This is a genomic window from Acetobacterium sp. (genome assembly GCF_030652775.1).
GTDB lineage: Bacteria > Bacillota > Clostridia > Eubacteriales > Eubacteriaceae > Acetobacterium.
In genome coordinates this window covers 1-17,111 of the sequence record NZ_JAUSPS010000011.1, presented here as the reverse complement: position 1 = coordinate 17,111, position 17,111 = coordinate 1, and the positions used below count along the sequence as shown (strand labels likewise).

Here is a 17,111-nt window from a genome sequence, read left to right as displayed (position 1 = left end):
CCATCCCCGGGGGATGAATATTTCGCATGATGATGGGTACAATTCTATTAATGCGTAAAATCAGATTTCAATCTGAAGCGAACAAAGGAGACACGACGATGAACATTAAACCAACAGATGATCGCATTTTGATCATCGATCAGGAGTGCCGGGTGGTCGGTATCAGCGAGGCCTGCCGCAAGCTGCTGGAACTGGACACCAAACCGATCACGGCGATAAACTTCCTCGATTTGAATTTTGGACTGTCATTATACCAACTCCGGATTTATCTGGAAAAAATGGAAAAGGATCAGTCTTTTTCGTTTAAAACATTTCTCAGCAGTCATGATCAGGGCATCGTCAATCTCACCGTGGCGGGGATCCATGTCCCTGATATGGCGATTTTTGTGCTGCATATAAACCCCGAAGAACAAATTGACGATGCCAATCAGTTTGGTGATCCACGACGATTTTATCAAACCGGCCAGGATAAGGATAAAAATTACCGCCTCGAAGATCTGATGGATGCGCCGCTGCTGCAGGAGATCATGGATTATTTCTATGATGTCACCGGGATCCCCATTGGGATCATCGATCTGGACGGCCGGATCATCGTCCAGGAAGGCTGGCAGGACATCTGCACCAAGTTTCACCGCTGTCACCCGGAAACCCTGAGAAACTGTCTCGAAAGTGACTGTCAACTGACTAGCGGCATTCGCATCAATCAATATCGGCAGTATAAATGCAAAAACAATCTCTGGGATATTGCCACCCCTATTTATATCAATGATCAGCGGATGGGGCATATTTTTCTGGGGCAGTTTTTTTATGATGATGAGCCCATCGATTATGACTTTTTCCGCAACCAGGCGCACCGCTTTGGCTTTGATGAAGAAGCTTATCTGCAGGCGTTGGATACAGTCCCGCGGTTTTCCCGGCACCTGGTTGACATGTCGATGCGATTTTATTCAAAAATTGCCGTCTATATCTCCCAACTCAGTTTTACCAACATTAAAATCAACGAAACCCTGGACGAACTCTACAACGTCCTGAACTTTCAGACCGAGCTGATGGATACGATCCCGACCCCGATTTTTTACAAAAACACTGACCGGGTCTATCTCGGCGGCAATAAAGCCTTTGACGATTTCCTCGGGCTCAGTCCGTCCGACTATGTTGGCAAAACCACTGCCGATATTGCGGCGGACGAATATGCCACGGTTTACGATCAGTCCGATCTGGAACTGCTGGAAAAGCAGGGCCAGCAGGTTTATGAATACCAGGTCAAAACCCGGTCGGGCGCTCCAAAAGACGTGATCTTTAATAAGGCGCTGTTTCGCAATCTGTCCGGCGAAGCGGCCGGCATCATCGGGGTGATCCAGGATATCACTGCGCTCAAAACGGCTCAAAAGCAGCTCCTGCAGGTCAATTCGGAAATCATCGAAACTCAGAAAGAAGTCATTTACACGCTCGGTCAGATCATTGAAAGCCGCTCCCAGGAAGCGGCTAAACACGTTATCCGGGTGGCCGAATACGCCTACCTGATGGGTCTGGAATTTGGACTGGGTGACGATGAGGCGACGCTGCTGAAAATTGCCACGCCGATGCACGATGTCGGCAAGATCGGCATTCCCGATCATATCCTCAACAAACCCGGAGCGCTGACCCGGGATGAATTTGAGATCATCAAAACCCATACCACGATCGGCTATGATATCCTCAAAAACTCGCAGTACAAAATTCTGAAACTGGCAGCAACCATCGCCTTAAGTCATCATGAGCGCTGGGATGGCAGCGGCTATCCAGCTGGACTGGCCGGGACAGCGATCAACCCGGTATGCCGGATCGTATCGATTGCCGACGTCTTTGATGCCATTTCGCATCAACGCTGTTACAAGGAAGCCTGGCCGCTGGATCAGGTCAGAGCCTTTCTGACCGAGCAGCGGGGGGCGATGTTTGATCCCGTTTTAATTGATATTTTCTTTGCCAATTGGGAACGGATTCTTGAAATCCGGGAAGATCTGTCGGATCATGACTAGGCGGATGGAGCAGAAACGCAAGCCTTCCAGCGAGGGAAGGTTTATTTGTTGGCATTCGCCCGACGCTTGGAAAAAGACTTTGGTGGTGCGGCCTATGCGACCATCCGGGGCTTTGTCCTGAAGTTTACCGAATTGGGCTTGCTGGGAGTACCGAAATATGGCAACCGGAACAAGTATTTTGTCGGGTGAGGGAAAATTGAGCATCAGCGGCAAAAATGATGGCTGAAAACAATCACAAAAACACCCCCATAAGCAGATAGAGGAGAAAGAATATGTTTATTATCTTACTAAATTACATCAAACCGATCGAAGCAGTGGAGGCGGTGATCCCCGCCCATGTTGAGTATCTGGAGCGTTATTACCAGCTGGATAAATTTGTTTTGTCCGGCCGCAAGAGTCCCCGGACCGGTGGGGTGATTCTCTGCCAGGCTAAAGATCAGGACGAGGTCTGGGCAATCATCGCCGAAGATCCCTTCTATCTTGAAAAGGTGGCCGACTACGATGTCCTGGAATTTCTGCCGACCAAGGCGGCGGCAGGGTTGGAACGCTATCTGGTGTAGCTGAAAATCCACCAGGAGAAGTCTCGTGTCACATCAAAAATACAAAAAAACACAAAACAGTCCGCTATAGCGGCGAAAAAAATACGCCTTTTTGGTTAAATAAAAGCCCTTCCGGTTTTATCAATCGGGAGGGCTTTTGGGTAGCGGGATTTTGGGGAACCACCTAAAAAACGGCAAGATGGTTGGCGAATCGGTTCAATCTTAATTATTTCTTAAATACAAACCATGGTCGCACTCAAATGCGCCAGAGCCAAAAAAGTGGTCATGGTCAGAATTGATAATCATCACCATTCTTTTCTTGAGTTAGGGTCGCCGGAGCTGCGTGATTTTGAAAATCAACATCAAAAAATCGCTGCCCCAATTGCGATCAACGCCTGTTTGATGCGGTTGTGGAAAATAAACTGGATTTACGCTTTAAATGTTCCCGGGATAATCGACAGTTGGTTGTGCTGCTGTCAGAGACACGAGAGCCGGAAGCAGAATTAACACAAAACTAAAATAAGAAAAATTGTCGTTGCGACAATCATAAAACAGTGTCAAAAGCACTGAGAAAACGTGTAAAAACACGTCAGAATTGATTATATTTTAAGAAATGTACAATATATTGAGAAATGTTAATGTATATCAGAAGAGCATTCACCGACTTGCAGTAAGATCAGTGAATAATATTGAAAGATCGTACTCCGGCCGCTGGTCGGCCAGGGCTTACAAATAGAATCGAATGTAACCACTTCTTGTGTTAAATAGGGCCGTATTGTGCCACTGACCTACCGAATGTTGTTAATGAAGCTGTATCAGCAGCACTTAACTTCATTATTCCACTTGGCCACCATGACCCCGAGGAAAGTGGGCTTAATGCCGATGCCCCGGCGGCGTTTCTGGCGGCCTTTCAGGCCGGGCCCTACCGGCTGCGGACGTTTTGTGATCAGGGTCGTGGGGCGGGCAAAAACTATACGGTGGCGGCGGTGGCTGATCCGGCTTTTGCGGTGCTGCTGACGGAGTTGGCAGGGGTTAATCAGGCTGAGCGGCGGGGGGTCTTTTTTGTCGTCAATGGCGGTGGCCATAAAGATGGCGAGATCACCCGGGTCACGGCTCATTTTGTCGAGGCCGACGGGCTCAGTTTGGAGACCCAGTGGGACAATTGCCGATGAACCCTTTGCCGAGATCGCCCGGGCGATGGGCTACGACCTCCGCTGGGTCTATCGGCTCCACGCCCGGGGGCTGGGAACGGCCGATGAAGGGGAAAAGCGTAAACCATGATCCGTCTGTTTAGCGAAAATGGGTGTCAAATCAATGGCTATTCTTACTTGCGAGAATAGCCGAAGTAATATTTCAGTTGCAAAATAGTTGTAGTTAGTGTTACGATAATTCTTATCCGTGGGTGCGCTACTAATTCTCAGAGATTTATTAGCGGCCGATGAAAGAGGTGTGTAAATGCACAAAGCAGAATTCAGTCGCATCATTACAAAAACAATTGATATTTTAGCAGCAGAATCACGGTTACACCCTGATGTCTTTGTTAAAAGCGGTGAAGATTTTGAACCCATCGTTGTCAAAGCGTTGGAGGCATCAATAAAGCATTTTAATTTTGACGTGACCATTGATTATAAACCCCAAAGTCATCGTTTTCCCGATATCGTTCTAATCAGTCAAACTGGTAAATATGGGGTTGAGGTGAAAAGTTCCATTGCTAAAAATAAATCCTGGCGCATCAATGGTAACAGTGTTATGGGGAGCACCCGTGAGGCGGATTTGCTCGCAACCGTAATTATTTTTGGTAAGCTAGTGCCGGGAAACTGCCAATTCCGAGCTAAAAACTATGAAGAATGCGTTGCCAATGTCGTCGTTACCCATAGTCCCCGCTATCTGATTGATATGGATACACCAACGGGGCAATCTTTTTTTGATCAATCGAATATTTCGTACAAAACCATGGTGAAATCAGAAAAACCGATTGATTTAATCACCAGTTATTTTAAGCAAGCCGGTCAGCAAGCCTGGTGGCTGTCCGACAGCACCCCTGCCGCTATTCGTTTTTTTAGAGATTTGCCGAATCACGAAAAAGAAGCTTTAAAAGCTTATGCCTTTGTCCACTATCCGGAAATATTTTCAAGCGATGCCAAAAAATATTTGCGTTTTACTACCTGGTTGGCAACCGAACAAAGTATTATTGATCCCAGTTTACGAGACATTTTTTCAGCCGGGGGAAAAACAACAGTGGATACCGAGCAATATTCCTATCTCGAGGTGCACCAAATCTTTAAAACTCTCCGCAATACCCGCAAAGCGGTGATTACGGAATTAAAAAATGCCGATTCCGGGTGTTTAAGCACCGATTGGGGTGTCTCGGTTACGGATGATTACCAGCGCCGCAAAGATACCTGGATCAGGCTGGCCTATTTACAAGTCAATGAAAAGGGTCTGGCTGGCATCAATATCAAAAAAATGCTGATCCATATCATTAACGACTAAGCGATAAACCATGACCGCCGCTCACCAGCTGTCATGGTTTTTTAAAATATTTGTCCCAATTTGTCTCCAGCCGTTTGGCCAGGTGATAACCAAGCAGCGGTGGAACGGCGTTACCAATTAGTTTATAGGCATCCGAAGCGGTCACATTTTTTAAACCCTTAACGGCGGGCAGGATAAAATCATAATCATCGGGAAAGGTCTGGAGGCGGGCACATTCGCGGATCGTCAGTCGTCGTTCTGGTAAACCGGCAGCGAGTTCGTCAAGATGGGAACCACCGTGTTCCTGGTTTAAGCGTCGATACTCAATATTGCCGTGATGTTCAGAACGAATCGTTGGCGCAATTCCGTCCAATTTTATCTCTGTTTGACCCTGACAATGCTTACCCATAAATTTTGCTTGTGAATATTTTTGTTGGGCGGGATCGTTTGAAAGATGTGGCTCGGCCAGACAAACAAGTGCCTGACTGGTCGTAACAAACGGTTTATGATCCGCTGCCGCAAGACTTGCGTGGGTCGGTAGCGGATAGGGATCGTATTCAGGTGGGATAATAGGGCTTGTTAAGGCAGCTAATGCGGCTGGTTTTAAAGCCGCTTTTTTGAATCCCAAAAAGATGACCCGTTCCCGGCTTTGGGGGACGCCAAATTCAGCAGCATGTAAAACCCGGGCGGGGACGACCAGATAACCGCCATCACAGACTGCGGCGAAGTCATGCTCAATCATTTCTTTAACATCTTTGAGATTGGTCAAACCTTTGACATTTTCAGCAATAAAAACCCGGGGTTGGACAAGGGCGATAACTTTGCGCATCCAGATATAGAGTTGGCCGCGATTTTCTATTGAAGGGATATCAAGATTTTTTATTTTGCCGGTATGGGATTTATCCGAATCAAACCCTTTGCGTTTACCCGCAATCGAAAAATCCTGACACGGAAAACCGCCGGTAATGACATCTATATTGGTCGGAAAGATGGGTAAATTATTTTCTTTTTGTAATTTTACCAGATCGACAACACTTTCTAAATAATACGTTGTCGCCGGGGTACCGCGATTTTTAAAATAGTTTATCCAGGCGGTTTTCGCATCGGGTCGAATATCATTGGCGAAAACGGTATGAAAACGGGTTTTCTGCAGACGAACCCAATTCTTATCGATGGTGCGGCTATTCCAATCCGGATTAATTTTCTTATTGATGGCCGCTTTTAATACTGTAAAGCCACCTTCAAAGCCAAGATCCATACCACCACAGCCAGAAAAAAGTGATAAAACCCGCAGTGGTGGTGGTGCCGGTTTCGTTTTTAGGCCTGGTTTCAGATGGACGGGGCGAGTCGCCTGGGTGGGGATAAACCAAACACCACCATATTTAGTGGCCTCCGGAATGCGGCCTTCTTTGCAATATAATTGTACTTTTCGGGGCGATACATCCCATTTTGAAGCGGCTTCATTAACGGTTAAATAATCATGCATTGCTTAACACACCTCTCTTTAATTACACATTCTATTCGTTTTGACGAAAAATGTCAAGCGCTGTTGTCCATTGCGTGGCCTGCCCAGGGCGGCGGGCGAGCCAGGCTGTAAAAGCATTCGCTATTTGCCTGAAACCCGCTGATAATTGCTCTGGTAAATGGGTAAGAAAGAGGAATAACCAATTGTTACGATTAATCCTGATGAAAGAGGGACACGACCATGAAATTTAAAAATAACAGACTGCTCCATGGGAGTGCTGCGCTGCTGCTGGCGGGGATACTCCTGCTGACTGGCGGCTGCCGTGCCGGAGTAACTAAAAATAACGACACGGCAAGCGCTAATGATTCGGCCTCAGTCACCACCACCCTTAATCCGGCGACAGCGGCAGCGGCTCAGAAAGTGCTAAAATTTTATCAGTCTGTCACCCTGGATCAACCCCGGGCGCAGTTAGAAACGATGCTGGCGGTAGCCGGGGAAGTCCAGGCCGATGGCCAGGTGGCCTATCACGATCCCGGCAGTGGCTATGGGGTGCTGATTACCTACGGCGAGGATGATAAGGTGTTCGCCAAACGGCTGCTGCCGACCGCCACCGCCCCGGAACTGGCGGCGCTCAATCCCTTCCCGGTCAGCGACAAACAAGCCTATCGGATGGCCGTCGGGATGCCTTTTTATGAGGTTCAGGATGTCATGGGCAGCGACGGCATCGAAATCAGCCTGAGCAAGCCCGAATCCGGCTGCACCAAACAGATCACCGGTCTGGGCTGGTTCAACCCCGACGGTTCCTATGCGGTGGTCACCCTCAATCTGCCCCAGGGACTGGTGGTCGGCTCGGAGTTTGTGACCAGGTAAGATACACGGATTAACCCCTCAGAAAGGGCTGTTTATGGTAAAGCAATGTTTGCAAAAATAAACTAAAGTAAAAAAATAAGTCGCCCGAAAGGGGGCTTATTTATTTTGCCCCAAAAAATAAATCGCATGGCTTTAAAACGCCATTTAAAGCCATCCGCCGGCCATGATACACTGGTGTCAAATCTTGGAAAGGAGGACAAATGATGGCAGTCAGTACAGATTTTATCGAACAGAAGATCCAGATCCGCTCCAATCACGGGATCGTCGACGGCAAGGAAAAAACCACCACCCGGACCTACGGGGATGTCAAAGCCAGCGCCACCGACCAGGACATTTATGACGTTGCGGTGATCATTGCCGGGCTCCAGCAGCCGGTGATGGAAGACGTCTTCAAACAGGAAACCAACATGATCATCCCGGTCTAAACCATGATTTAAATTACTGACCATTACGTAATGCCGTGCTGACCAATTGTTAATCTGTTGTTCGCCCCGATGCGGACAACATGATGTAACAATTGTCGGCACTGGGGTTCGGCCTGAATAGGTCGAATTTTTGCAGTGACTACATCTCAATAGAGCAGAAGGCGATTAAGGCTTTTCAGCAGGACTGCGGCCTTGATCCTGACGGGGAAGTGGGCACCCTGACGGCCAACCGGCTCTTTACCGAGGCCCTCAGTGTGATCTCCTTTGACAGTGACGGCTCAACCCCGCACTTTGCCCGCAACGAGTTTGCCTGCGACTGTGGCGGCGCCACCTGCGATGGCTTCCCGGCGGAAATGTGCCTGGAGCTGTTGCTCAAACTGGAAGCGCTGCGCAATGCCTTAAACGTTCCGGTGATTATCACCTCCGGGCTGCGCTGTCCCGAGCGCAATGCCGCAGTCGGGGGCGTCCCCCAGTCCCAGCACCTCTTTGGTCAGGCGGCTGATCTCTATGCTCCCGGCATCGCCATTACCACCGTCGCCGCCATCGCTATTGCCAACGAAGGTCTGAGCATTTTAGAAAACCTCGCCGTCCTCGGCGTCCCGATTCCTCGACGTCTCAAACAGGTGCTGGCTGAGCTCGGCGCAGATGACCCCCCCGATTAAACCCCATCCCCATGCGATCTACCGCAGCCCCGCAAGGGTTTTTTTTTTTCGGGTAACTATTTTTTAGCGGCAGGACAATCAGCCGGGGCAATAAAAAAGGCCTTTAACTTTATTCAGGCAAAAGAACCTGAAAAAAATGGTACCAATGGTGCCGCTATCCGTGATTGAAACACCTTAAAACGGGTAAGAACAGGGTGAATGATAAATCTTGAAAAAAGGGGGCGGTGAAACGCATGAATACCGAAGCAGATAGGCATTCTAACGAAACTGCGAAGGTGAGTGAGGCAGTCACCGGCAACAACTATCCGGCCATGACCGAAGCGGAAAGCGATTGTGGCGATTTAGAGCTTGCCGACATCATTGATGTTCCGGCGGTGCAGTCGCTACTGGAAAATTTCCAGCGGATCACCGGCATGTTAGGTGCGATTGTGGACATCAAAGGGACGGTGCTGGTGGGTGTCGGTTGGCAGGATATCTGCACCAAGTTTCATCGTTGCCACCCCCAAACCGCCAAGAATTGTGTTGAGAGCGACACCATTCTGGCTCGCGCCACCGAACCGGGAACCTTTCTTTCATACCGTTGCAAGAACGGCATGTGGGATATGTCATCACCGATTATGGTATCCGGCCAGCACCTGGGCAATATCTATTTTGGCCAGTTTGTCTATGTCGATGAAGAACTGGATCTGGAATTCTTTCGCCAGCAGGCGCAGCGCTATGGTTTTGATGAGACCGCCTATATAGACGCCCTCAACCGGGTGCCCCGCTATGACCATGAAACGGTTTTAGAGGTGATGGCCTTCTATTCAAAATTAGGTGCGATGATCTCCGCCTTGAGTTTTAGTAACCTCAGTTTGTCCCGCACCCTGACGCAACGCAAGGCCATCGAAACAGAGCTTTATAATGAAAAAGAGCTGTTTAAAACCACCCTGATCTCGATTGGTGACGGCGTTATCGCAATCGATGTCCACGGGCAGGTGTTGATTATGAACAGGATTGCCGAACAGCTCACCGGCTGGACTCAGGCCGAAGCGGTTGGCATGCCGATCGAAACGGTGTTTCAGATCATCAATGAATTCACCGGGGAAAGCTGTGAAAACCCGGTGGCAAAAGTGCTGGCGACCGTCAGCATCATCGAGTTGTCCAATCACACCCTACTGATCTCCAAAGAAGGCATCGAGCGACCGATTGAAGACAGTGCGGCGCCGATCATCGATGAACATGGCAATTTAACTGGCGTGGTACTGGTCTTTCGGGATTTTACCGAAAAGAAAAAGAGCCATGATGAAATAGCATATCTAAGTTTTCATGACCATCTCACCGGCCTCTATAATCGCCGCTTTTATGAAGAAGAACTGGCCCGGCTGGATACCGCCAGAAACTGGCCGCTGACGATTGTGATGGGCGATGTCAACGGTCTGAAACTGATCAATGATTCCTTTGGCCATGCGACCGGCGATCAGTTGTTGATCAAGACCGCTACAGCGCTCACCAACGGTTGCCGCGCCGATGATATTATCGCCCGCATCGGTGGCGATGAGTTTATCATCCTGTACCCGCAAACCGATGCCTTTGAAGCCAACCAATTGATCACCCGGATTAAAAACTTGTTGAAAAAGGACAGTATCAAAGACCTCGAAATTTCAGTTTCATTTGGGTGCGCAACCAAAACCAGTGCCGCTGACGATATCGAAGAAATCTTCAAACAAGCCGAAGATATGATGTATCACAACAAACTCTACGAAGGTGCCAGTTTAAAGAGCCGGGTCATCGACAATATTATCGACGCCCTCAATCACAAAAGTGATCGCGAGGAAATTCATTCGCAACAGGTGTCAATCCTCTGCGAAAAGATGGGCGTGGCACTGGGGATGGAAGCGCATCAGATCAAGAAGCTGAAAGCCTTTGGTTTACTTCACGATATCGGCAAAATCGCCGTTTCCGACCAAATCCTTAATAAGTCCAAGCGGCTCACCGATGCGGAATGGCTGGAAATGAAAAATCACGCCGAAATTGGCTACCGCATTCTCTGTACCAATAAAGAGTTGACCGAGATTGCCGATTATGTTCTGGCGCATCACGAAAGATGGGATGGGCAAGGCTATCCCAAAGGTCTCAAAGGCTCAGAAATCCCCTTACCATCGCGGATCTGCGCCATCGCCGACGCCTATGATGCGATGACCAATGAACGCAGCTACAAATCAACACTGCCCCGCGATCTGGCCGTCGCCGAACTGCTAAAACACGCCGGCACCCAGTTTGATCCCGAACTGGTGGGGATATTTATTGATCAGGTATGGCCTGATTAACCAAAAAAACGCAGCCCCGCAAGGGGTTGTGTTTTTTATTTATCGATGTTCTCAGAAAAAGCATAAAAAGGCGATAATTTACACCTGATAAAGTTTGAAATCGGTGCCGAATGTCGTATAATTAAACAATCAGTAAAAACCGGCATGTCACTTCGTCATTTATGCCGGACGAACGTCGGGCGCCAGGAAAGGGGTGGGTTATGGATAAAAATCCCCACAAAGGTCATCGTCAACGGGTTAAAAAGCGGGTCATCAGCGAAGGCATCGATAGTTTTGAGGATCATCAGATTCTCGAGCTGCTGCTTTTTTATTGCCTGCCGATGAAGGATACCAACGAACTGGCCCATGCCCTGATCCGCCATTACGGATCGCTGTCGGGGGTCTTTGATGCCAATCCCAAAGATCTCGGCGAGCAGCTCGGCGTCACCGAAAACACGGCACTGCTGTTGTCGCTGATACCCGCCCTGGCACGCCGTTATCAGCAGGGCAAGTTTGCCGCCAAAGCGGTACTTAGCAGCACCACCGCCGCCGGCGAATACACTATGGCGCTGTTTACCGGACGCCTCAACGAGGCCTTTTATGTGATCTGCCTGAACAGCCAGAACCAGGTTAACCAGGCCACCCTGCTCCACGAAGGCACCATCAACGAAGCCCCGGTCTACCCCCGGTTAATCGTCGAAACCGCCCTGCGCCACCAGGCCGCCAGCATTATCCTGGCGCACAACCACCCCGGTGGCAGCCGTCAGCCCTCACCGGCCGACGTGGCGGTAACCAAAAAAATCAAAGCCGCCACCGAAGCCATCGCCATCACCGTCGTCGATCATATCATCGTGGCCGGGGACGGGTACTATAGTTTTGCCGAGAACCGGATGTTGTGAAAAAGAGGCTGTTACCAAATTGAAATGTCTGCTAGAGCTGGAAATCGGATTTTGAGTTATCAATTATAATAGCATTATAAAGGGAAATCACTTATAATAATGACTAAGAAGGTGAACGAATGAAAGATAGTGAGTCAAAAATACAGAATCCCCATGACAAGTTTTTCAAGGAAACATTCTCTAATCCGGGAGTGGCCAGAGATTTCATCGAGAACTACCTGCCAGAACCGATTTTGAAATTAGTTGATCTGAATGATCTGGAAATTCAGAACGGCAGTCACGTCGATGAAGAACTCAGTGAGGTGTTCTCAGACATGTTGTTCAGGACAAAAATCAATCAGCGAGACGGGTATCTTTATTTTCTCTTTGAACACAAGAGTTATCCGGATAGAATGGTTGCGTTGCAGCTACTGACCTATGGTTCGGATCTGGAACCAGAAAGTCAACCGCGAGAATGACACCCATATCCCGGTGATCATCCCGCTGGTGATCTATCATGGAAAAACGAAATGGAAAATCGGTGCGATGCTCAGTGATCTGATTATGGATTTTGAGACCTTACCGGAAGAAGTTAAACAGTTGACACCGGATTATCGCTACCTGATCTATGATTTATCGCAGTTTTCAGATGAAGATATCAAAGGAAATGCAGAACTGACGATTGCATTATCCATTTTCAGAGACATTTTTAAGAAAAACAGTCAGGAATTTCTTGAAACGATTTTTAAGGCCGCCAGAGCTCTGGATGAGTTAGAGGAAAAGGAAACAGGGCTGCAGTATTTTGAAACCTGCATGCGCTATATCCTGTCATCAGGACCCCAGCTTTCAAGGGATCAACTGAATACCGTTATTAAGCAATTAGAAGTAACCTACAAGAAAGGGAGTGAAGTGACCATGACATTAGCTGAAGTTTTAAGAACAGAAGGAAAAATAGAAGGAATTGAAGAAGGGGAAGTAAGGGCTTATTCCAAAATGGCAATTAAGGCCTTGTCCAAAAAATTTGGGATTCTCCCCACCGAATATCGTGAAAAACTTGCCCAATTGGACTTAATCACTTTGGAAACGTTGCATGAAGAAATCGACAACTTCAAAAGTATCGAAGATGTCAAAAAGTTTCTGGGACTCTGATTTACACCGGATATGTTTGGTTTATGAAGCGAAAAGCGTATAATGGATCGATTGAATACTGTTGAAGGAAGAAAAAATGTATAATAATGATTACATTATGCGGATGATTGAAGATTTATCCACTTTTTTAGCTAATGTGGTTTTTCAGAAAGACGCCGCCGCAGTCGAAATGTTTGACGAACAGGGAAACATCTCCGCAAGCAACTTATTGCATCTGCAGCTGTTGGCGATGATCGGCGAAGGACAGCTTAACGAAGCCGAAAACCTGTTGTTTGAGAAAATCGAAACGCATCCAAACCAGGCCTATTTACAGGTCGCCCTTGATTTTTACGCCAATCTCGACAACCTCAGCGATGCGGCTCTCACTAGCGCCGATTTTCTCAGAACCGAGATTGTGGAAGGTCTGGCCGATATTAAAAAGCTTTACCATAAGATATAGAAACATTTCCAGCCGGTTCATCCCTTGCGATGGACGGGCTGGATTTTTTTATTCTAAAAAAAAAACCTAAAAATGACGGTGCTGTCGCATTTTCGAGCAGACCACCACCACAAAAATCATCACTCTGGCAAGCTGGCTACCATAATGACAGCTCAATGACCGGGCAACAGACCCCTAAATCAAATGGCGGTCATTTGATAAAAGCACGTTTAATTCTGGCACACAAGTTGCCACATCTTGCCAGACAGGATAAACCGGTTATAATAAAAGATAGCGGGTTTTTCTGCTGTGATGTAGTTGCTCACACCGGCTTTTTTAGCAGATGACAAGGTTTTGAAATAAAAAGAAAATAACAGGGTCGTTTTTGATAATAAAAAAGGCGGGTTTTTACTCATAAAGTTTTGAAAAAATTAAAAATGGGCGTATAATGGAACAGCAAGACTGTAATTTACGAAGTAAATATTTTTTTTATACCGATATAAAACCACCCGGGGCGGGGAAAGCCAGGATCGCTTTGCCGGGAACCGGTTGCTGTAAACAAAGACAGAAAGAGGAAGACATGGGAACTTATCAGATTGGCGCCAATGCTTTTAATCCAAATTGCGTCACCGGCGCCGCCGACCACTTTTACCGGTACCTCAAGGAAGCCATTTCCGGGGCGGAGCAAATTGACATGAACGTGTCGTTTTTAATGGTGTCAGGAATCAAGCTGGTGCTGGATGATCTTAAAACCGCCGCCGCCAAAGGCGTCAACATCCGGATTCTGTGCGGCAATTATTTGAACATTACCCAGCCCGAAGCTCTGTATCTGCTCAAAGGTGCCCTGGGGGAGCGGCTGGATCTCCGTTTTTACAACGTCCCTAATCACTCTTTCCACGCCAAAGCCTATTTTTTTAAATACCCGGATTACGAAGAAGTCTTTGTCGGTTCCTCCAACCTGTCCAAATCAGCCCTCACCAATGGCATCGAGTGGAACTACCGCCTTAATTCCCGGGAACACCCGGTTGATTGCCAATTCTTCCGCCAGACCTTTGAAGCGTTGCTGGCCGATCATTCCCAGATTATTGATGATGACGCGCTGAAAAAATACTCCAAACAATGGGTGCGCCCTAAAATTATTCAGCAGCTTGAGGAAAGTGAAGATGCCAGCGAGGCGGATTCTGATGGTAGCAAAGCCCCTGATCGGGTCGCCCAGGGTCAGGCGGATTTTATCGTTGATCCGGTCACCACAAACCCAGCACCGCTGATCGCTTTTCCCCAACCCACCGGCGCCCAGGTAGAAGCTCTTTATGAACTCAAAAACTTCCGCCAGGAAAATCAGGACAAGGGGCTGATTGTTGCCGCCACGGGTATTGGTAAAACCTTTCTGGCCGCCTTTGACTCCAAAGGATTCAAGCGGATTCTGTTTGTAGCGCATCGCGAAGAAATCCTCACCCAGGCCGAATACACCTTTAAACGGGTGCGCTACGAGCTGTCCACCGGCCACATAAACGGTACCCGGAAAGACAGCGATGCCGATATTATTTTTGCCTCGGTACAGACCCTGGGGAATCCCGCCTATCTGGCGGCCGGGCCCTTTGCCGCAGATGCCTTTGACTATATTATTATCGATGAATTCCACCACGCCGTGTCAAATTTTTATCAGAACATTATCGATTACTTTAAGCCCAAGTTCCTGCTGGGTCTCACCGCCACCCCGGAACGGCTGGATAATCAGGATGTATTTGCCCTCTGCGACTACAACGTGGTTTACGAGGTGCGGCTGAAAGAAGCCATCAACAAAGGCTGGCTGGTGCCCTTCCGTTATTATGGCATCTATGATGATCTGGACTATGACCACGTCGATTACCGCAACGGCCAATACGACACCGAACAGCTGGCTGAACTGGCCAGTGTCAACAAACGGGGCAATCTGATATTTAAACACTATGCCAAATATGGCAGCCAGCGAGCGCTGGGATTTTGTATCAACCGTCACCACGCCCTGTATATGACCGACTACTTCCGGGCGCAGGGGATCGCCTGCTGCGCCGTGATCAGCGGTACCGTCACCGCAGAACAGCGGGAACTGATCCGGGATCGGGAGGCGGCTATCAGTGAGCTGAAAACTGGCAAACTTCAGGTGATTTTTTCGGTCGATATGTTCAACGAGGGGCTGGATATTGCCGAACTGGATATGGTCATGTTTCTGCGACCGACCCAGTCGCCGATCATCTTTTTACAGCAACTGGGACGGGGGTTGCGCAAGTCCCGGGGGAAAAGCTATGTCAACGTGCTGGATTTTATGGGGAACTATAAAAAAGTCAATCTGGTGCCCTTTTGGCTGACCAGTGAGCTGCAGCCGGAAACCTCTGGCAAAAGCGGCTTCCGGCTGCCAACCGAAGCAGACTACCCGGTGGATTGCCTGGTCGATTTTGACTTTCAGCTGATCGATCTGTTTAAAAAAATGGCTCGGGATCAGAAGAAAATTAGCGATAGGGTGGTGGATGAGTTTTACCGCATCCAGGATGAGTATGATAAAAGACCACTGCGGCTGGAAATGTATGTGCATCTGGATGCCTTAATTTATCAGAATATCAAAACCCGTCCTGAAATCAATATTTTCAAAGATTACCTGGGCTTTCTAGATAAAATCGGCCAGGCAACTACCGAGGAAAAAGAACTGCTGGGTACGGTGGGACATGCATTTTTGAAGAATATTGAGAGCACGGATATGTCCAAAACCTACAAAATGCCGCTACTACTGGCCTTTTACAACGACGGGGAGATGAAACTGGAGATAAATCATGACGATATTTATGAAAGCTTTAAATCTTTTTTCGCTGAAAAATCAAATTTAGTTGATTTGCTCAGACATAAAAGTACCGCTGATGCGGCAAACTGGGGCAAAAAAGAGTATCTCAGTCTAGCGTATCGCATGCCTATTCGAGTTTTCTCTGAAAACACCAGTGACTATTTTTATCAAAAAGAAGGCTGGTTTTGCCTGATTTCGGAGTTAGCCGCTTATTTTACCAATCCGGCGTTTGTAAAACACTTCAAAGACATTATCGATTACCGCACCAAGCGTTTTTATAAAGAACGGCTGGAAAAACTGAACCCATAAGCAAACCATTTACAGGAGAAGATCATGACGAAAAACCTCAGTAAAACCCTCCACTACTACAACCAAGACGCCCAGTCCTTTGTCCAGGGCACCATTGATGCCGACCTCAGCAAACTGCACCGCCGCTTTCTCAAGCTGCTGCCGATAGAGGCTCACATTCTCGATCTGGGCTGCGGCTCCGGCCGTGATGCCAAAGCCTTTCTGGACGCCGGCTATCAGGTCACGGCGATCGACGGCTCGGTCGGCTGTTGCCGCCTGGCCGGCGATTACATCGGCCAGGAAGTGCTCTGCCAGACCTTTGCCGAACTCTACTGCTACCAGGCCTTTGACGGCGTCTGGGCCTGCGCTTCGCTGCTCCATGTGCCCTATGATGAACTGACTGGTATCTTTAAAAAAATTACCAAGGCATTAAAACCCGGCGGGTATTTATACGCTTCCTTTAAATATGGTGATTTTGAAGGGGAGCGCAATGGCCGGTATTTTACGGATTTGACAGAAGAACGGCTGGCAGCGCTGATTGAGCCGGTGGCTGGGTTGGAGATTGTGGAGACGTTTGTGACTGGGGATGTGAGAGATGGACGGGGCGGGGAGAAGTGGTTGAATGTGATAGGGCGGAAGTGAAATCCGCTAGTGACGCGGCAACTCGAAGACTTTAAAACTGTTGCGTTTGAAACTTTGTAAACAAATATATTAAAACTGTGTGAGGACAAAAATGAGAATCTTTTTAGGCAAATTTGGTAAAAACTACCCAGAGCAAATCGAAAAAAAATACTATGCCGCTGGTCCAGAGGGCGGGGTGTGGT

At 48.1% G+C, this 17,111-nt stretch carries 17 protein-coding genes and 1 pseudogene; 17 read left to right on the top strand and 1 reads right to left on the bottom strand.

Annotation, left to right across the window (positions count from 1 at the left end; genetic code table 11):
• Window positions 1-98: 98 nt before the first annotated feature.
• From Q7J41_RS01860 to Q7J41_RS01835, 6 genes are all read left to right on the top strand, one after another.
• Window positions 99-2,018 carry a PocR ligand-binding domain-containing protein gene (locus Q7J41_RS01860; protein WP_304884672.1) on the top strand — a complete coding sequence of 640 codons (1,920 nt, stop codon included), beginning with the start codon at window positions 99-101 and terminating at the stop codon, window positions 2,016-2,018.
• Between the two features lie 48 nt (window positions 2,019-2,066).
• On the top strand, window positions 2,067-2,207 hold the full coding sequence (locus Q7J41_RS01855; RefSeq protein ID WP_304884670.1) for a hypothetical protein: 141 nt from the start codon (window positions 2,067-2,069) through the stop codon (window positions 2,205-2,207).
• A gap of 83 nt (window positions 2,208-2,290) precedes the next feature.
• Window positions 2,291-2,578 carry a YciI family protein gene (locus Q7J41_RS01850; protein WP_304884668.1) on the top strand — a complete coding sequence of 96 codons (288 nt, stop codon included), beginning with the start codon at window positions 2,291-2,293 and terminating at the stop codon, window positions 2,576-2,578.
• 965 nt (window positions 2,579-3,543) lie between these two features.
• On the top strand, window positions 3,544-3,729 hold the full coding sequence (locus Q7J41_RS01845) for a hypothetical protein (RefSeq protein WP_304884666.1): 186 nt from the start codon (window positions 3,544-3,546) through the stop codon (window positions 3,727-3,729).
• Window positions 3,647-3,838, top strand: a complete 192-nt coding sequence (locus tag Q7J41_RS01840) for a hypothetical protein (protein WP_304884664.1) — start codon at window positions 3,647-3,649, stop codon at window positions 3,836-3,838. The genes Q7J41_RS01845 and Q7J41_RS01840 overlap by 83 nt, the downstream gene beginning before the upstream one ends.
• Before the next feature lie 174 nt (window positions 3,839-4,012).
• Window positions 4,013-5,050 (top strand): hypothetical protein, encoded by a 1,038-nt coding sequence (locus Q7J41_RS01835; protein ID WP_304884661.1) that lies wholly within the window; start codon window positions 4,013-4,015, stop codon window positions 5,048-5,050.
• A gap of 31 nt (window positions 5,051-5,081) precedes the next feature.
• Here Q7J41_RS01835 and Q7J41_RS01830 read toward each other — a convergent pair whose 3' ends face one another.
• On the bottom strand, window positions 5,082-6,515 hold the full coding sequence (locus tag Q7J41_RS01830; protein WP_304884660.1) for a helix-turn-helix domain-containing protein: 1,434 nt from the start codon (window positions 6,513-6,515) through the stop codon (window positions 5,082-5,084).
• 219 nt (window positions 6,516-6,734) lie between these two features.
• Here Q7J41_RS01830 and Q7J41_RS01825 point away from each other — a divergent pair, with 219 nt between their 5' ends.
• The 11 genes and pseudogenes from Q7J41_RS01825 (at window position 6,735) to Q7J41_RS01775 (ending at window position 16,929) form a co-directional block, all read left to right on the top strand.
• On the top strand, window positions 6,735-7,364 hold the full coding sequence (locus Q7J41_RS01825) for a hypothetical protein (RefSeq protein ID WP_304884658.1): 630 nt from the start codon (window positions 6,735-6,737) through the stop codon (window positions 7,362-7,364).
• A gap of 200 nt (window positions 7,365-7,564) precedes the next feature.
• A complete protein-coding gene (locus tag Q7J41_RS01820) occupies window positions 7,565-7,789 on the top strand; it encodes a DUF1659 domain-containing protein (protein ID WP_304884656.1) in 225 nt (74 codons plus the stop codon).
• A 92-nt stretch (window positions 7,790-7,881) separates the two neighbouring features.
• Window positions 7,882-8,451 carry a D-Ala-D-Ala carboxypeptidase family metallohydrolase gene (locus Q7J41_RS01815; protein WP_304884654.1) on the top strand — a complete coding sequence of 190 codons (570 nt, stop codon included), beginning with the start codon at window positions 7,882-7,884 and terminating at the stop codon, window positions 8,449-8,451.
• A 233-nt stretch (window positions 8,452-8,684) separates the two neighbouring features.
• Window positions 8,685-10,760 (top strand): PocR ligand-binding domain-containing protein, encoded by a 2,076-nt coding sequence (locus tag Q7J41_RS01810; protein ID WP_304884652.1) that lies wholly within the window; start codon window positions 8,685-8,687, stop codon window positions 10,758-10,760.
• A gap of 200 nt (window positions 10,761-10,960) precedes the next feature.
• On the top strand, window positions 10,961-11,638 hold the full coding sequence (radC, locus tag Q7J41_RS01805) for a DNA repair protein RadC (RefSeq protein WP_304884800.1): 678 nt from the start codon (window positions 10,961-10,963) through the stop codon (window positions 11,636-11,638).
• A 119-nt stretch (window positions 11,639-11,757) separates the two neighbouring features.
• Window positions 11,758-12,337 (top strand): annotated as a pseudogene (locus Q7J41_RS17740) (Rpn family recombination-promoting nuclease/putative transposase); the annotation flags it as partial.
• A 93-nt stretch (window positions 12,338-12,430) separates the two neighbouring features.
• The gene (locus tag Q7J41_RS17735; RefSeq protein ID WP_370650974.1) at window positions 12,431-12,766 is read left to right on the top strand and encodes a DUF4351 domain-containing protein; all 336 of its coding nucleotides are present in this window, start codon (window positions 12,431-12,433) and stop codon (window positions 12,764-12,766) included.
• A gap of 76 nt (window positions 12,767-12,842) precedes the next feature.
• On the top strand, window positions 12,843-13,205 hold the full coding sequence (locus tag Q7J41_RS01790; protein WP_304884647.1) for a DUF6483 family protein: 363 nt from the start codon (window positions 12,843-12,845) through the stop codon (window positions 13,203-13,205).
• Window positions 13,206-13,234: 29 nt separating this feature from the next.
• Complete coding sequence (locus tag Q7J41_RS01785) at window positions 13,235-13,531, top strand: hypothetical protein (RefSeq protein ID WP_304884645.1); 297 nt, start codon at window positions 13,235-13,237, stop codon at window positions 13,529-13,531.
• Between the two features lie 233 nt (window positions 13,532-13,764).
• A complete protein-coding gene (locus Q7J41_RS01780) occupies window positions 13,765-16,308 on the top strand; it encodes a DEAD/DEAH box helicase family protein (protein ID WP_304884643.1) in 2,544 nt (847 codons plus the stop codon).
• A 24-nt stretch (window positions 16,309-16,332) separates the two neighbouring features.
• Window positions 16,333-16,929: a bifunctional 2-polyprenyl-6-hydroxyphenol methylase/3-demethylubiquinol 3-O-methyltransferase UbiG gene (locus Q7J41_RS01775; RefSeq protein WP_304884642.1), complete on the top strand. Its 597-nt coding sequence runs from the start codon at window positions 16,333-16,335 to the stop codon at window positions 16,927-16,929.
• The last annotated feature ends 182 nt before the right edge of the window (window positions 16,930-17,111 follow it).

Coding starts and splice junctions, on each gene's coding strand:
- Q7J41_RS01785 (WP_304884645.1), top strand. CDS start 13,235: ATGGACGGGCTGGATTTTTTTATTCTAAAAAAAAAACCTAAAAATGAC.
- Q7J41_RS01825 (WP_304884658.1), top strand. CDS start 6,735: ATGAAATTTAAAAATAACAGACTGCTCCATGGGAGTGCTGCGCTGCTG.
- Q7J41_RS01840 (WP_304884664.1), top strand. CDS start 3,647: ATGGCGAGATCACCCGGGTCACGGCTCATTTTGTCGAGGCCGACGGGC.
- Q7J41_RS01830 (WP_304884660.1), bottom strand. CDS start 6,515: ATGCATGATTATTTAACCGTTAATGAAGCCGCTTCAAAATGGGATGTA.
- Q7J41_RS01775 (WP_304884642.1), top strand. CDS start 16,333: ATGACGAAAAACCTCAGTAAAACCCTCCACTACTACAACCAAGACGCC.
- Q7J41_RS01860 (WP_304884672.1), top strand. CDS start 99: ATGAACATTAAACCAACAGATGATCGCATTTTGATCATCGATCAGGAG.
- Q7J41_RS01850 (WP_304884668.1), top strand. CDS start 2,291: ATGTTTATTATCTTACTAAATTACATCAAACCGATCGAAGCAGTGGAG.
- Q7J41_RS01820 (WP_304884656.1), top strand. CDS start 7,565: ATGATGGCAGTCAGTACAGATTTTATCGAACAGAAGATCCAGATCCGC.
- Q7J41_RS01790 (WP_304884647.1), top strand. CDS start 12,843: ATGTATAATAATGATTACATTATGCGGATGATTGAAGATTTATCCACT.
- radC (WP_304884800.1), top strand. CDS start 10,961: ATGGATAAAAATCCCCACAAAGGTCATCGTCAACGGGTTAAAAAGCGG.
- Q7J41_RS17735 (WP_370650974.1), top strand. CDS start 12,431: ATGCGCTATATCCTGTCATCAGGACCCCAGCTTTCAAGGGATCAACTG.
- Q7J41_RS01835 (WP_304884661.1), top strand. CDS start 4,013: ATGCACAAAGCAGAATTCAGTCGCATCATTACAAAAACAATTGATATT.
- Q7J41_RS01810 (WP_304884652.1), top strand. CDS start 8,685: ATGAATACCGAAGCAGATAGGCATTCTAACGAAACTGCGAAGGTGAGT.
- Q7J41_RS01780 (WP_304884643.1), top strand. CDS start 13,765: ATGGGAACTTATCAGATTGGCGCCAATGCTTTTAATCCAAATTGCGTC.